A 13944-nucleotide genomic window follows, 5' to 3' on the forward strand; every position below is an offset into this window, starting at 1 on the left:
TTATGGAAAAGCTGTTCAATATCCTAGCCTCCATTCAGTATGATGAACAGCATGACGACTGATGAACTTACCATCGCAATCGCCGTCCCGCTCGAAGCAGAGCATGTGGACCGCATCCGCGCCGTGGACCCAGCCATAACCGTGCTGTACGAACCCGAGCTCCTGCCGCCGGAACGCTTCCCCGCCGACCACTCCGGCGATCCCGCCTTCCAGCGGACCCCGGAACAGGAGGAACGCTACTGGGCCATGCTGAACCAGGCACAGGTCCTCTACGGCTTCCCCAACGAGAGCCCGGCCGGCCTGGCCCGGATCGCCAAGAGCAACCCGCACCTGCAGTGGATCCACGCCATGGCCGCCGGCGCCGGCGGTGCCGTCAAGGCCTCCGGACTGGACACGGCGACGCTCCAGAAGTTCCACGTCACCACCTCGGCCGGCGTACATGCCCTGCCCCTAGCGGAATTCTCCGCGTTCGGCATCCTGAACGGCTTCAAGCGCAGCGCCGAACTGGCACAGGACCAGGCCGCCAAGCACTGGCCCGAGCTGCGCACCCCCACCAAGCTGGCCAACGGCTCCAAGGTTGTCATTGCCGGCCTCGGTGAAATCGGCATGGAAACCGCCCGGGTGGCGCGGGCCCTAGGCATGAAGGTCAGCGGCACCAAGCGCAACGTGGAAGCCATCGAAGGCATCGACGAGGTCACGGACAACAGCGGACTGGCCGGCCTGGTGGCCAACGCCGACGCCGTCGTCAACACCCTCCCTGGCACGCCCTACACGGAAGGGCTCTTCAACAAGGAGATCTTCTCCGCCATGCAGCCCGGCACGGTGTTCGTCAACGTGGGCCGCGGCACCGTGGTGGACGAGGACGCGCTGCTCGAGGCGCTGGAGAACGGCCAAGTGTCCTACGCCTGCCTGGACGTCTTCGCCGTGGAGCCCCTCCCCCAGGACAGCCCGCTGTGGAACCACCCCAAGGTCCTGGTGTCCCCGCACACCTCGGCCCTCAGCGCCGCGGAGAACCGCCTCATCGCCGAGCGCTTCTGCAGCAACCTGCGGACCTTCCTCGACGGCGGCGAACTCCCCCACCTCGTGGACCCGGTCCACTTCTACTAGGCCACGTCCACCAAGGCCGGCTCCCCGGGCGCCCGGCCTGGCAGCCCGACAGCCCCTCCGGATTCCGGAGGGGCTGTCTGCGTTTCCGGATTCCGCGTCTCCAGACAGGCATCCGCCGGAATGGCATGGGCTGGATGCTCCGGGACTGCCCTGGACGGCCCGGCACTCCATGGCACAGCAAGGCGGCGGCCGCTCTCCCTAGGGGAGCGGCCGCCGCCTTGCAGAAAGAGCGTGCTGCCTACTTGGCATCCTCGATCAGCAGGAGGTCACGTCCTGCCGTTTCCGGGGTGAAGAATGTGGTCACGAAGGAGATGAGCGCCAGGACCAGCGAGTAGATCGCCAGGACCATCCAGGAGTTGCCAGTGGCGCCGAGCAGGACGGCTCCAACCACAGGCACCAGGCCACCTGCCAACACGGCAGAGAGCTCGCGGCTAAGGGCGACACCCGTAAAGCGGTACTGGGAACCGAAGAGCTCAGGGAGCAGCGGGCACTGGGGACCAAGCATTGACTGCACGCCGAGGGCGATGCCAACCACCATCACGACCCATACGAGGGTCACGTTGCCGAGCGTCACCAGGTAGAACGCAGGCAAAGCAATGACGGCCTGAAACAGTGCGCCATAGCGGTAGACGCGGACCCGACCGATGCGGTCCGACAGCGCGCCGAACGTGATCACCATGATGGCAGCGAAGCCGGCAGCAATCAGAAGGCCAACGGGGCCAATGAACTTGTCCCCCGGGAAAATACCGCCATCCTTGGCTGCCAGGAAAGCGATGAGCAGGGCAGAGTAGATGGAGGAGTTGCCGTTTTCGCCCATACGCAGGCCGATGCCGATGAGCACATTCTTCTTGGAGTGCTTCCACAGTTCACCGACCGGGTTCTTCACGACATTCTTGTGCTTCTCCAACTCCTGGAAGACCGGGGTCTCCTTGAGCTTGAGACGGATGAACACCGCCACGATGATCAGGATGAAGCTGGCCAGGAAGGGCACCCGCCAGAGCCAGCCTTCCAGGACGTCCTTGTTGGCGAGGGCGATCAGGGCAAAGGTACCGGCACCGAGCAACGTGCCGAGCTGGATGCCCACGAACGGCAGCGAAGCGAAGAATCCGCGACGACGGCGCGGGGCCACTTCGGAGATCAGGGTCGTAGCGCCGGCCTGCTCCGCCCCGGCGCCGAGGCCCTGGACGATGCGGAGGATGACCAGCAACACGGCACCGAGCATGCCCGCCTGCTCGAATGTCGGCAGCAAGCCGATGGCGAAACTGGCCAGGCCCATCATGCCGATGGTCAGCAACAGGACCATTTTCCGGCCGTAGCGGTCGCCGATGTAGCCGAACACAATGCCGCCGAAGGGACGGGCGGCGAAACCGACACCATAGGTAGCAAACGACGCGATCAATGCTCCACTGTCGCCCAAAGGCTTGAAGAACAGCGGGCCGAAAATCAGGGCCGAGGCCAGGCCGTAGATGTAGAAGTCGTAGTACTCCAGCGCGGATCCTACGGAACTTGCAAGAGTTGCCTTGCGCAGCTGGTCCGGAGCAACTACTGCACCGTCGGCGTCGGCAAGCTTTGTCTTAGTACGAGTTGTCACAAGCACTCCCTCAAGAACACTCCAGGCCCCCGTTGGCCTGGCGAGATAGCGATGGCTTCAACGCCATTTCCACTATATTGAACAGCGTACATGGTGCTGAACAATCAGCCAAGGGTGAAATCGGATTTATTCAAACAGTCCGAAATGTGACGCGCGTCATGTGGCCGCGTCAGCCCATGGGATTGCCGAGTGAACGGGCAAGCTCCTTGAGCTCCTTGACCATGAGGGCACCCTGCTCCTGGGAATAGGTGGCCTTCAGTGCCGTAACGGACAGGCCCAGGCTGGGGCCGTGCGCCCCGTGCGTGGGAACCGGCACGGCCAGGCAGACGACTCCCACCGTGGACTCCTCGTCCTCGAAGGCAAAGCCCTGCTCGCGGATGGTAACGATCTCCGCCTTCAGTTCTTCCGCCGTGCGCAGCGACTTCGCCGTCATCACCGGCAGCTCAGTGCCGTCAGGGAAGAGCGCCGCAATGTCGTGGTCGTGAAGCTGCGCCAGCAGCGCCTTTCCCACACCGCAGAGCGAAACCGGCATTTTGTCGCCGATGTTCGATGTCAGCCGCACGGCAGGGTGGCCCTCATAGCGGGCCAGGTAGATGACATGGTCGCCGTCGAGCATCGCAATCCGGACGGTTTCGCCGGACAGGGCGGGCGCCTGCTCGCAGTACCGGTAGAACTCCTGGACCTCGTCCATGCGGCTCAGGTACGCGGCGCCAAGTTCCACGAGCTTGCGGCCCAGGGCGAAGTCCATGCCCTGGCGGGTGATCAGCCGGGCCTCCTCAAGTGCCAGCAGCAGGTTCGAGGTGGATGACTTGGGGATGCCCAGCTCGCGGGCCAGGTCGCTCAGCGTGAGGCGGCCCGACGGCGATCCCGCCAAGGCCTCAAGCACTGCAGCGGCCCGTGTCACGGCCGGCGCGGGAGAAGAGCTCCCCAAACCTTCAGTGGAACGCGTGGTGTGGGAATCGGCCATGATTCTCCTTCGTCTGTGAATGCCTGCGTTCAATCTACTGAACACGAACCATCATAGTGGCAGGCGTGTGAAATGGCCCCGACCTTCAGGAACCTCGACCGGACGAGACGCCGGTAACACCTGGAACATCCCGTTTCCCAACGACAAGAATTCGCTGTATATTCATTTTTGAGCTCTCCACCGCGGCATCCCCCAATAGTCGCGGTGGAGAGCTCTTCCAATTCCCGGACGGTTCCCCGGGGCACGCGCCCGGTACATCTCCCGCACAAGCCACGGCGCCGGCCGGCGATTCGCAGGCAACGCAATAGTCAGGCAACGCAAAAAACCCCGCCGCTCCAAGCCGATGACTTGGAATGACGGGGTTTCCTCGGTGGACCACATAGGTCGCCTTGCAAACCCAGTCGCCCCTGAAAAATCACTCGAGGAACTGCGGTCGCTGCTCGCAGATCTCCAGGCAAAAAACACGCCACGGAACGCCCCGCGGCCTTCAGCCGCCAAGACCCGCGCAACCATCCTCACCGAGGAGCAGGTGAAGGAACTGGTCGCCGCCTACGAGAACGGCGCGTCAAGCAAGGTTCTGGCGGCCAAGTACCACCTCGACATCCGCACGGCACTGCGGCTCCTCCGCGAACATGACGCGACCATTCGCCGCCAGTCCCCGACCCAGGACCAGATGATCCTGGCCAAGGAGCTCTACCTCGCCGGCAAAAGCGTCGCCGTCATCGCCGCCCAACTCGGACTCCCCTCGACAACGCTCACTAACCATCTCCGCAAGAACGGCGTTACCCTCCGCCCTCGCGGCGGTTCAAAGCCGGCCACCGGACGGGTAGGTTAGCCGGCCTTGTTGCAGTCATCCCTTGGATGCGATTCTTGCCCGTCTTCCTCCTGGCGCCGTGCCATGTCCTTGGCGATGGCGAGGTAGGCTTCGGCGAGTTTCATCACGTCGACCTGTGGCCGCGAAGTAGGCATGCAGCACCTGCTACGCCAGTCGGCAAAACATCCCCCACGCCGCTCCACCCAATGACGATGCAGGACCTCCCGTCTCGCTAGCCCGGACTCTGCGAGCAGGGCAGAGCGCCGGGATCATTGCGAACCCGACTCCGCCGCGCCTCGACCACACTCACCAATCACCCGCAGAACGCAGAGGATACTCTGTGCACGCGCGGCAGCTGAAGGGCGCGGAGCAAATAGACAGAAAAGTCCTGAACTCAGAAAAAAGTAGTGATCTCGCTCGAGTGATCTACAGCGCGGTACTTCAAACCCACCTGGTAGCGCTTCACCCCAGCTTCTTCGTCGGGGAACTCAACTTGGACAGTAAACATCGATGCATCCAACTCGGGTACTCGCTCTGATCCGCGGCTGCCTTCAATAAACCGAAGGTTGTAGACCAGCCCGGAGGATATCTTCTCCTTGACGGCTCCGGACAGAATATCCTTATCGATCCCGAAGAGGCCTGCACGTTGAAGGGATGCTCCGTGACTTTCCTGGAGATAGGTAATTCTCAAGTCGTTCGCGAATACATCTCCGTCTGAAAGTGGTGAGAAGTCACCTCCCAAGACACTCAAGGCTATCCGACTGTCGTCTTCCGCCCAAGCGGGCACTCCGTTGTCCAGTCGATGATCAAGGAGAATCGAGTACTGATCGTCGTCAACGCCTATGGTTTCAAATCCACTGGCCTCAAACGGATAGCCCGGCAGATTGGCATTGCCATCCTCGTCGGCTGTTGTGATGATCTTACTCCCGATGCGAAGACCGACTTGCGGCAGGAGCATCGCAAATTTCAGCGGGTTCCAGACCGTACAGTCAACATAGCCGAGGTATGCGCTCGTCCTGTTCCGTAGTTCGCTGTCCATCTTCTTTAGCTGTCCCGCGGTGAGATTCGTCATGTATGTGACGAAATAGAGCTCTGGGGAAAGAATCGGGAAATCCTCCGGACCGACGAGGTGCCGATGCAACGCCGACCATGCCAGCTCGGCCGGCAATCCGATAATGTCACCGACGCTTATCGCGGTCTTCTCCGGCCCAAGATCGCTCAAGATAGGAATCCAACTCTCGGCTAGTTCCAGACCGTAGTGCCAGCTTTCAACGCGGGTTGAATCGAAAATGAAAGCAACTTCGTGCTTCTTCGACGTCGGAGTGAGTGCGTTCCGAAGGTCAGAGTATTCGATGCTCTCAGCGCGCAGGCGTTCCGTCACCTGACCATGCATGTCTAGAACCAGCTCGCGCATTTGGCTTGGCTCAAGACCAAACATTCCGATCATCGATCCGAGTAAGCCGTGCGTGTAAGCGTTGATGGAATGGATCGTAAATGGCGTGCTCATAGTGCCCCCAAGGTTCGACGGTCTGCGCGCAGTTCAGCGTTCTTCTTTAGTAGGGTACTCGCCCCTGCTTTCCTCAAGGTCAGCCGAGCTACTCGGCTACAGAGAATTGGACGGTGCCCGCGATTGGGGGCACCGGGCACCGTCCGAGAACGAGGCTGCAGGAGCTGAGATGAAGAACGAAGCATTGCTCGGCCTGTCTGCTGCGCAACCTCGTAGCTGGGTTCAAGTTTCGAGAGGTGGCGGTCGCCAGGAGGTCACAGTCAGACTGATCCCATGGATCTCGCCCTCAACTCCACGCAGCTCCGCGTCCTTCGGTGGGTCGCGGACGGAGCCGACTTGAATTATCCACCGAACGATACCTTCAAGACGAGTGCCGTAGCACTCCAGAACCGCAGCCTCGTCGATCTCGACAAGCGGCGCGGGCACTGGCGCATCGCAATCACCGAGGCAGGGAAGTTCTATTTGGAGCACGGGCGCCATCCCAAGGCGAAAGCGCCAAAGCTGAAGAAGCCGACATCGTCGAGGCCCGAGCCGAAGACAGAAGCGGCAAAGGACCCTTCCATAGCGGTAAGCCCCGAACCGGCTGACCAGGCTCCATCGCCTCCGAAGCCTGTGCGAATCGTCAAGGACGAGACCATTCCAATGCCCAGCCAGCTGCGGCAGCCTCACAGTGCGGTCAAGGACATCGTCGACGATAAGGCACGGCTGGGTGTTCCAGTAGAACAGCGGCAGCGTGCACTGCTTATCTTGCACGCCCTGGCCCAAGAAGCCCTCCGCCGCGGTTGGAAGGTGATCGCCAATCCGGCGACGCTCAAGAAGGGCCCCTGGAACGATCGTCGAGTCCGGGTCTCCCCCGGGCCAGACCTCTTCTCGATTGACGCCGGAGATGCCCCGGCTGTCATTCGCTTGCGCATGCAGCAGAAGCGCGTCAATCACGTCCCAACGGAGAAAGAGCTGGCCGACAAAGCAAAGTACAGCTGGTCATATCCTCCGACGTACGAATACGTCCCGACCGAGCGAATGCGGCTTGAGATTCGCGCTGCTTCGTATGACGTTCTCACCCTCGACGACACTGCGGCGACGCGCATCGAGGACAAGCTAGTGCGCGCTGTCGAAAAAATCGAGCAGATGTCGGTCAAGGCTCGAGAACTAGCCGAGTACAGACGCCAGATGGAGATCCAGCGGCTCGAGAACCAACGCCGCGCCGAGGAGCTCCGGAGCCAGGTAGCACGATACGACAGGTGGCTCAAGACACTCGAACAACTCCGCACCGACTTCGTGCGGCATCGTGAGCTAAGAGAAGTCGTCGCCGGCCTTCGAGAAGCCGTGGAGGCTCGAGGGCCGGACCACCAGTATGCCGAGATTCTCGGCGAGTACCTGGCCTGGTCCGAGATCCACTTCGAAGAGTCCGATCCGTTCCGGCGTATCTGGCTCCCGAAGGGCGACCGCCCGGAAATGAGCTATGACGGGTGGCGGGAGTGGACGCGGCAAAATCCGCAGAAGTGGTGACGGGCGTGGACGCAGAACCGTGTCGACCTCAGGCAAAATGCTCCCGCATCAGCCTAGTGCTGGAGTTGCTCCGGACGGTTCAGAGGCGACGAACGCGGATCGGCCTACTCATCCCCTCGACGATCATCTTCCCGCCAGAGACGGTGACCTTCGGCCGGTAGGCATAGCGATATTCATAGTGGTACTCGGTCTGTCGCCAGACCGAACCATCAGTGAGCTGCACGATCGTATCTCCCGACCATCCTGACCACGATCCATCAATGTAAAGCGTCATCTTCAATGCCTCTCATTCGTTTAAGCCGCAGGGACGCGGCTGGCAAGGAGTATAGATCTAGCCACTGACAACACCTCAGTCTGGCCCGCGAACCGCGATCCAGCGGTGAAGCACCTGTGGCGCTCCGCGAGCCTAGTTGAACGGAAAATCGCGGTACGAACTGCGCACGTTGAATCGACGTCCCGCCTTTCGCCGCTGCCGGAACTCCGCGATCGTATCGATGTCGTTCGGACGCATCCCGAACTCACGGCACTTAGCGCGGACCTGCTCAACCGTGATTGGTACGCATCGCTCGGGCCGATTCATCACGTCAGCCTTGAGCTTGTCCTCTTCATTCCACTTCAAGCCGGACGAGTAGCCGGCCGCCAAGTGGGCCACATGCTCAAGAATCCCTTCGACACCGTTGGGCAAAGGTTCGTTAGTCATTTCATCCTCCGGTTCGACAACAGGCGACACTGTTCGGCCTTCGAAGAGCTGGACAGGGCTGGCATCCGCGATCCACTCAACGGTCTCCTGTTCGTTCCACTAGCTGACGACGAGCGCGTCCGCGCCGACGCCCCAGAGATCGTTCAGGTTCTGGCGGTTCGGCCATTCATGAACCACTCGGTGGCCGGCAAGAGAGTTCGCCGAAAATCCTCGCCACGTCCGATGCGTGACACGGGTGTTCGACCAGCTTCTTGAGGCTTGCGCTGTCGAAGTCCTTCCGCGGGGTGACGACCACGACCGATCCGCCAGACTGCTCCAGAAGCCAGGTGATTGCGCGCAGGTTCTGTTGTTCGCGTGACGTCTCGCCCTCGCTGAGTCGAGAGATCGCGACCGGGTTGGGATAGCCGTCAGATGACATCGTGTTCCTCTTTCACTCGTGGCTGATGCCTTGACCGTACTGCCGACGTCCGACATTCACTTCGGCTTAGGACCGGCCAACGGAGAAAGCACTACCTTTCAGCAATCGCTTTCCAGTCAGCCCGCTCGATCCACTCAACGAGGCCTCTTGAATCCAGTGGATCAGCTGCAGCAACTTGGCTGAGGAATGGGGACGGAGGACGGCTCTTCGAATAACCGGTGACCGTTGGCACCGAAGCTGCGCGGTTTAGTACAACTCCGTGCCGAGCTCGCGACATCATGACCGAGAGCACCCGAGCCTCTTCGGTTTTCTCCTCGGCGGTCGTCGCCCTGAAATCAGGAAGTACTCCGTCTTCGAGACCGACGATGATTACCCAATCGAACTGCTGCCCCTTGCCGACGTGGCCAGTCAGCAGGTGAATCCCGGCCGCCGAAATAAGCGTTATAGCATCACCGACTCGAACTCGGCCACGAACTTCCTGCGGTGACGCGCCATCGCGGAGCAAGTCGTGGCACCAGGAGAGGGCGTCAAGAAGGCTCTCGCGCCCGCGCGGGTCCGTCACGGACTCGAACGCTGATGCATCGCGCAGGAACGCCATCTTGTCCGTCGCTGCTCCATACCGTTTCAGATCGAAGCCAGCCAACATCGACTTGATCGCCCGTGCGGTGTCGGTATCAAGGATCCCGTCATCCCACCGGAAAAAGGGTACGTCTTCGGCCACAAGGGCGGCCTCCACGAATCGACGACGTCCAACGGTTCGCGCAATGACCCCAACTCGATGGTTCGAAGCACGGCTCACAAGTGCTCGCGCAACCTTTACGACCCACTCGCCTTCAGCCTCAGCGGTCTGATGATGGGCAACGGCTGCCAAGCCTGCGTTTGGCCACGATGCCGGATCTGCACTGGTAAGAGCGCTACCACCGGTTAGCGGCCCCATGGCATTCACCATAGCGAGCACAGCCGGTGATGAGCGATGCGACTCTGAGAACTCGACCGCCTCAGTACACTCAACCCGAATCGCCGAATGCACCTCGATTGGTTTGGCGCCTGCGAAACCATAGATCCCTTGCGCCAAATCCCCGGCGTATGTTGTTCGCTTGTATCCGATCCGATTAACAATGCGAAGCTGCTGCGGCGTAAGGTCCTGGAACTCATCGACAACTACAGCTCCGAAATGCGCCCGGTAGAGATCGGCCACGGCGTCGTGGGCAAGGATGAGCTCGGCTAATCTCGGAAGATCATCGTAGGTGAGACGTCCCTCTTGAACGCGCAATCGTTCTACGGCAAGCGCGCCCTCGAGGCCTGGTTTCTGCAGGAATGAATCAACCTCAGTATCTGTCCGAGGCTCTTGCTTTACCACTCTCAACGTCTTCTGGAGCGCCGCGGTGGTATTGAAGTCAAGACCTTTCGATCGCGCGTGCGCGCCCACCCAGTCGCCGTCGGGCAGGATCAGATCAGCATTGAGATCGATCACATTGGCATGTGCTCGGAACAGCCGAGCGGCAAGTCCGTGAAAGTTAGTGATGGTGACGCGCTCGCGCATCGCCGAGATCGGCAGATAGTCGCCGAGCCGGTCACGGATGTTGTCACGCGCCCGGTTCGAAAAGGTCGTGACGAGGATCTTCTGGGGGCCCGCGACATCTCCGCGTTGAAGCAGTCCTTGGATACGAAGAGCGAGTGCCTCGGTTTTACCGCAGCCAGCGGGTGCGACCACCAAGAGATCGCGTGCAGCGGCATCTCGGATCTTGAGCTGCGATTTCGTGGGACGGATCATCTACGCCACGATTTCTGCGAGGAGGTTGTCGATGCTGCTGATCTTCTCTGCATTCCCTGGGGTGAGGATCGGCAATATGGCCAATGACGCGCGGATCTTGTACTTGCTCCTGCGGCAGAATCCAGCCACATCGACCTCGGTATGCGTCCCATCAGGCCCCGTTGGCGTGCAATTTGCAAGCTCATTCCTCCCGAACTGTCCGCTGCTCTTCAGCGCTTCATACACCTCAGCGGCGCCAAGAGCCTTGACGTACTCATCCTCGAGATCGAGGTCAGACACCCATATCGACTTCGTCGGGAAATCACCGACAGGAATGCCTGTCGCTGACTCAGTCGTATCCCGCGCATCAAGGTCGATAAGCCGTGAGATCTGGAGGTCAAATCCATCCGGGCCGAACAGCTTCGCGATGGCCTTGATCTCGGCCGAGCCATCGGTCTCGATGACTGAGACTCCCAGCCGGTCCAAGTTGCGATCGGTGAGTTCGGCAACGCGTTCAAGGACCACCCGGTCAGAAAGCCCTTCGACGGTAATAATCCTACGAGCCGTGAGGGGCTCAAGTTTGTCTCGTACCCACCACTGCACGAAGGTCCGCTCGTTCGGTGCGAGGAATCCCGCTGCAGGCTGGACAAGCTCGCCACCAGGGCGGACCACCACGATCGAGTCGGCGTCGAAAGCCCCGACGATATCCGAAGAGTGAGTGGCAAGAACCTTCTGGTTGGTACTGGTTCTGAGGAGCCGCGCCAAGCTACGCTGACTGGTGGGATGCAAATGAATCTCGGGCTCATCGATGCCGACAACATTGGCCCCGGCGCTCATCATGTCGTAGAGGGCGATTGCGTAAAGTGCCCGGGTACCATCCGACTGCTGCGAGAGCTCGTGCTCCACACCATCCTTACTCACGCGAAGTCGGACGTCGCTCAGTACGTCTTCATCAGCAGACGCGCCGCTCACGAAAGACAGATCCTTCTTCTCCAGTTTGTCTGGCAGCGCCTTCGAGAGCTGACCGGCAAGGTCCGTGCGAAGGTTCCCGAGAACTTCCGAGTTACTCAGTTCCAGCTGGAACCGCTCGGCCACCTTGTCAAAGTCCGCCTTCTCCGAGCCGAGGTCCACGCTGCGAAGGAGGTCGTCGAGGGCGGAGCGACGATCCTCTCTCAGATCACGGGTCTGCGAAGTCGCACTGAGAAATTTCCAACCGAGCCCCGTGATCTGGTCTCTTGAAAGTTGGCGTCCTGTCCCGGCATGCGGACCCGTGCGGGCGATTGAGATTGATTCGCTGGGGTCTACAGTCGCACTCAGCCTGACAGTGAGCCACGCCTTGTCTAGCAACGGGTCATACTGAATCTCGTCGGGGAAGAGCGCCTTCTCAGCTTCTGAAAACTCTTCGAGGTCAACCTCGACGAGTAACGGTTCCTCAGTAGTCCGAAAGTCGTCAATCGAGATATTTGAATACAGCTGAGCTGTACTCGTACCAAGCACAAGGTCAATTGCCCTCAGAAACGACGATTTGCCGACATCGTTCGCACCGACGAGGACCAGGTGATCCCGCACTGATAGCTCTCTGTCAGCCAACCGCCGATAGTTCTCAAACTTGATTCTGGTGATCCTCAAGGTGCCTCCCCCTTAGCGAATAACTCTGTCTGCTCAAGCACCAGCTCGATCGCTTTCGCCTCGGCGTCCGGCGGGTAGCCTTAGCGTGCAAGCATGCGATGGACCTTGGAGCGCATCGCTGCTCACACCGAATCCTTTAGGTTCCAGTCGATTTGCAGTCGCTCTTATTCAACCATCTGGATAAGACAATTCCTCAAAGGCATCTGGCATGGAGGCGTCCTGGGGGCGACTCCGGTGCCATCTCGTGATCCAATGTCTGATCGCACCGGTTCGACTTCTATCAGGCGCCCTCGAACCCTGCATAAGCGACTGGAATACCATAGGGCCCTACAAATTCACTGTCCGAACTTTCCAAGCAACCGTCTCTCCGGAGCTGCGAAACCGACCGCGGCATCCCAACCCTCGCGGGTGGCGCTGAGGAACCAAGGTCCAATGCAGGCGATCGGCTGCGCGTGGGCACGATAGGCCACGGCTGCCGGCGGACCACCTCATCCCAGGCCTTTGTGGCTATAGGGAATTCTGGGTCTCTGCCGCACTAACACAGAGTGCGTGCTTCGTCTGCACGTGGCTGAGACACCTAGCTCTCGCAGCGGTCGAAGCGGGAGTGGCTCCGAAGCGGTGCCTGCATCCGAGCTGTGACGTCGTCGAAGAACTGACATCAAGGACCAAGTGCTTGTCGGCAGGAATGGCGATGAAAATTGGATACTCTGGCTCTAACGAAGACCAACGTAGCAGTATGAGCGGAGATGCAAATGACCGATAGCGTGCAATTGCTTGAAAACTCGCCGAATCCGATCACCGAAAGTGCAGCTGACACTTCGTGGTTGGACGAAGCTTCTCTCGAATCCGACGACGTCGAAGTGCAGGAGTACGACCTCGTCTCCTCGCCCAACGACTGGAATTTTTCCACGATCGTTAGCTTCATCGGCTCAGGCGCGATGAAGGTACCAAGCTTCCAGCGAAACTACATTTGGGATCGCAAACGCGCCTCCAAGCTCATTGAGTCGTTGCTCATTGGGCTGCCTGTACCGCAAGTATTTCTCTACGAAGAGGAGAGAAATAGTTTCCTCGTGATTGACGGCCAGCAGCGACTTCTGACCCTCTACTTCTTCTCCAAAGGCCGATTCCCGAAGCCAAAAATTCGTGGCGATCTTCGCGCACGTCTCCAGCAAGGATTCATTGATGACGACTTCTTGGAGGACGACGAATTTTTTGAGTCCTTCAAGCTTTCCCTACCGAAGTCGCCATCAGGTACCCCGAACAGGTTCCACGGCCTCACCTATAAGGGACTGAAAGAGGATAGAACGTCACTTGACCTGCGAACGATCAGAAACATCGTAGTCAAGCAAACGAGCCCAGAGGGAAACTCTGCCGTCTTCGAACTCTTCAACAGGCTCAATACCGGAGGTGTCAACCTGACACCCCAGGAAATTCGCGCAAGCTTGTATCATTCAGACTTCTTCATTGAGGTCATCAATCTCAACTCTGATCCCGCGTGGCGCCACATCGTCGGAACTGCAAACCCGGACGCCCGGATGCGTGACACCGAGTTCCTCCTCCGAGCTCTTGCCCTTGCCGGCTCGTCCGATGGATTCAGCGGCTCGATGGCCAACTTCATCAATAATTACTGCGTGAAGGCTAAGAAGTTTTCCTCACAAGACGCGCGGACTGCCCACGACGGACTAACCGGGTTTTTCGAGCTATTCAGCGACACCCCTTCGCCGTTCCTGCGTGCGGGAAAGTTCAGCGGAGTGCTGTTTGAGAGCGCATATGCCGCGTGGCAGCAACTTGAAAGACCAGCGGTGGACCGCCAAAGGATTTCAGAGGCAATTAGTAAGGCAAAACTGACGGAAGAGTTTGCCGAGACTCTCCAGGAAGGATCGACGAAACCCATCAACACGCGCAATCGCATTGGCATACTTCGTAAATACATCGAAGATGCAGTCTAG

The 13944-nt window shown here is 59.8% G+C and carries 13 protein-coding genes and 1 pseudogene; 4 read left to right on the plus strand and 10 right to left on the minus strand.

All coding sequences use genetic code 11. The features are described 5' to 3' along the window. Nucleotides 1-39: 39 nt before the first annotated feature. On the plus strand, nucleotides 40-1107 hold the full coding sequence (locus tag NVV90_RS12155) for a D-2-hydroxyacid dehydrogenase (RefSeq protein WP_309304055.1): 1068 nt from the start codon (nucleotides 40-42) through the stop codon (nucleotides 1105-1107). 238 nt (nucleotides 1108-1345) lie between these two features. On the opposite strand, the gene NVV90_RS12160 is transcribed toward NVV90_RS12155, so the two are convergent. Together NVV90_RS12160 and NVV90_RS12165 are read right to left on the minus strand one after the other, a co-directional pair. Further along, the gene (locus tag NVV90_RS12160) at nucleotides 1346-2704 is read right to left on the minus strand and encodes an MFS transporter (RefSeq protein WP_258437544.1); all 1359 of its coding nucleotides are present in this window, start codon (nucleotides 2702-2704) and stop codon (nucleotides 1346-1348) included. Nucleotides 2705-2867: 163 nt separating this feature from the next. Beyond that, entirely contained in the window at nucleotides 2868-3665 is a 798-nt protein-coding gene (locus NVV90_RS12165) for an IclR family transcriptional regulator (protein ID WP_258437545.1), read from the minus strand. 529 nt (nucleotides 3666-4194) lie between these two features. Here NVV90_RS12165 and NVV90_RS12170 point away from each other — a divergent pair. Then, nucleotides 4195-4500, plus strand: coding sequence for a hypothetical protein (locus NVV90_RS12170; RefSeq protein ID WP_258437546.1), 306 nt, complete (start codon nucleotides 4195-4197; stop codon nucleotides 4498-4500). Here the strand turns inward: NVV90_RS12170 and NVV90_RS12175 are convergent. Together NVV90_RS12175 and NVV90_RS12180 are read right to left on the minus strand one after the other, a co-directional pair. After that, on the minus strand, nucleotides 4497-4634 hold the full coding sequence (locus tag NVV90_RS12175) for a hypothetical protein (RefSeq protein WP_258437547.1): 138 nt from the start codon (nucleotides 4632-4634) through the stop codon (nucleotides 4497-4499). The two genes, NVV90_RS12170 and NVV90_RS12175, sit on opposite strands and share 4 nt — an antisense overlap. Before the next feature lie 239 nt (nucleotides 4635-4873). Beyond that, on the minus strand, nucleotides 4874-5986 hold the full coding sequence (locus NVV90_RS12180) for a hypothetical protein (protein WP_258437548.1): 1113 nt from the start codon (nucleotides 5984-5986) through the stop codon (nucleotides 4874-4876). 273 nt (nucleotides 5987-6259) lie between these two features. Here NVV90_RS12180 and NVV90_RS12185 point away from each other — a divergent pair, with 273 nt between their 5' ends. Next, nucleotides 6260-7495, plus strand: a complete 1236-nt coding sequence (locus tag NVV90_RS12185) for a hypothetical protein (RefSeq protein WP_258437549.1) — start codon at nucleotides 6260-6262, stop codon at nucleotides 7493-7495. Nucleotides 7496-7574: 79 nt separating this feature from the next. On the opposite strand, the gene NVV90_RS12190 is transcribed toward NVV90_RS12185, so the two are convergent. From NVV90_RS12190 to NVV90_RS21080, 6 genes and pseudogenes are all read right to left on the minus strand, one after another. Further along, on the minus strand, nucleotides 7575-7769 hold the full coding sequence (locus tag NVV90_RS12190; protein ID WP_258437550.1) for a hypothetical protein: 195 nt from the start codon (nucleotides 7767-7769) through the stop codon (nucleotides 7575-7577). Between the two features lie 132 nt (nucleotides 7770-7901). Beyond that, the gene (locus NVV90_RS12195) at nucleotides 7902-8195 is read right to left on the minus strand and encodes a hypothetical protein (protein ID WP_258437551.1); all 294 of its coding nucleotides are present in this window, start codon (nucleotides 8193-8195) and stop codon (nucleotides 7902-7904) included. 166 nt (nucleotides 8196-8361) lie between these two features. Continuing rightward, nucleotides 8362-8613, minus strand: coding sequence for a hypothetical protein (locus NVV90_RS12200; protein ID WP_258437552.1), 252 nt, complete (start codon nucleotides 8611-8613; stop codon nucleotides 8362-8364). A gap of 91 nt (nucleotides 8614-8704) precedes the next feature. Continuing rightward, entirely contained in the window at nucleotides 8705-10387 is a 1683-nt protein-coding gene (locus tag NVV90_RS12205; RefSeq protein ID WP_258437553.1) for a UvrD-helicase domain-containing protein, read from the minus strand. Continuing rightward, nucleotides 10388-11995: an ATP-dependent endonuclease gene (locus tag NVV90_RS12210; protein ID WP_258437554.1), complete on the minus strand. Its 1608-nt coding sequence runs from the start codon at nucleotides 11993-11995 to the stop codon at nucleotides 10388-10390. After that, nucleotides 11992-12147: pseudogene (locus tag NVV90_RS21080) on the minus strand (type I restriction enzyme endonuclease domain-containing protein); the annotation flags it as partial. The gene NVV90_RS12210 and the pseudogene NVV90_RS21080, both read right to left, overlap by 4 nt. A 600-nt stretch (nucleotides 12148-12747) precedes the next feature. Between NVV90_RS21080 and NVV90_RS12215 the strand changes: the two are divergent. Then, on the plus strand, nucleotides 12748-13944 hold the full coding sequence (locus tag NVV90_RS12215) for a DUF262 domain-containing protein (RefSeq protein WP_258437555.1): 1197 nt from the start codon (nucleotides 12748-12750) through the stop codon (nucleotides 13942-13944).

It is taken from the genome of Arthrobacter sp. CJ23 (assembly GCF_024741795.1).
Taxonomy (GTDB): Bacteria; Actinomycetota; Actinomycetes; order Actinomycetales; family Micrococcaceae; genus Arthrobacter.

Coding starts and splice junctions, on each gene's coding strand:
- NVV90_RS12190 (WP_258437550.1), bottom strand. CDS start 7,769: ATGACGCTTTACATTGATGGATCGTGGTCAGGATGGTCGGGAGATACG.
- NVV90_RS12215 (WP_258437555.1), top strand. CDS start 12,748: ATGACCGATAGCGTGCAATTGCTTGAAAACTCGCCGAATCCGATCACC.
- NVV90_RS12200 (WP_258437552.1), bottom strand. CDS start 8,613: ATGTCATCTGACGGCTATCCCAACCCGGTCGCGATCTCTCGACTCAGC.
- NVV90_RS12155 (WP_309304055.1), top strand. CDS start 40: ATGATGAACAGCATGACGACTGATGAACTTACCATCGCAATCGCCGTC.
- NVV90_RS12195 (WP_258437551.1), bottom strand. CDS start 8,195: ATGACTAACGAACCTTTGCCCAACGGTGTCGAAGGGATTCTTGAGCAT.
- NVV90_RS12180 (WP_258437548.1), bottom strand. CDS start 5,986: ATGAGCACGCCATTTACGATCCATTCCATCAACGCTTACACGCACGGC.
- NVV90_RS12205 (WP_258437553.1), bottom strand. CDS start 10,387: ATGATCCGTCCCACGAAATCGCAGCTCAAGATCCGAGATGCCGCTGCA.
- NVV90_RS12165 (WP_258437545.1), bottom strand. CDS start 3,665: ATGGCCGATTCCCACACCACGCGTTCCACTGAAGGTTTGGGGAGCTCT.
- NVV90_RS12175 (WP_258437547.1), bottom strand. CDS start 4,634: ATGCCTACTTCGCGGCCACAGGTCGACGTGATGAAACTCGCCGAAGCC.
- NVV90_RS12185 (WP_258437549.1), top strand. CDS start 6,260: ATGGATCTCGCCCTCAACTCCACGCAGCTCCGCGTCCTTCGGTGGGTC.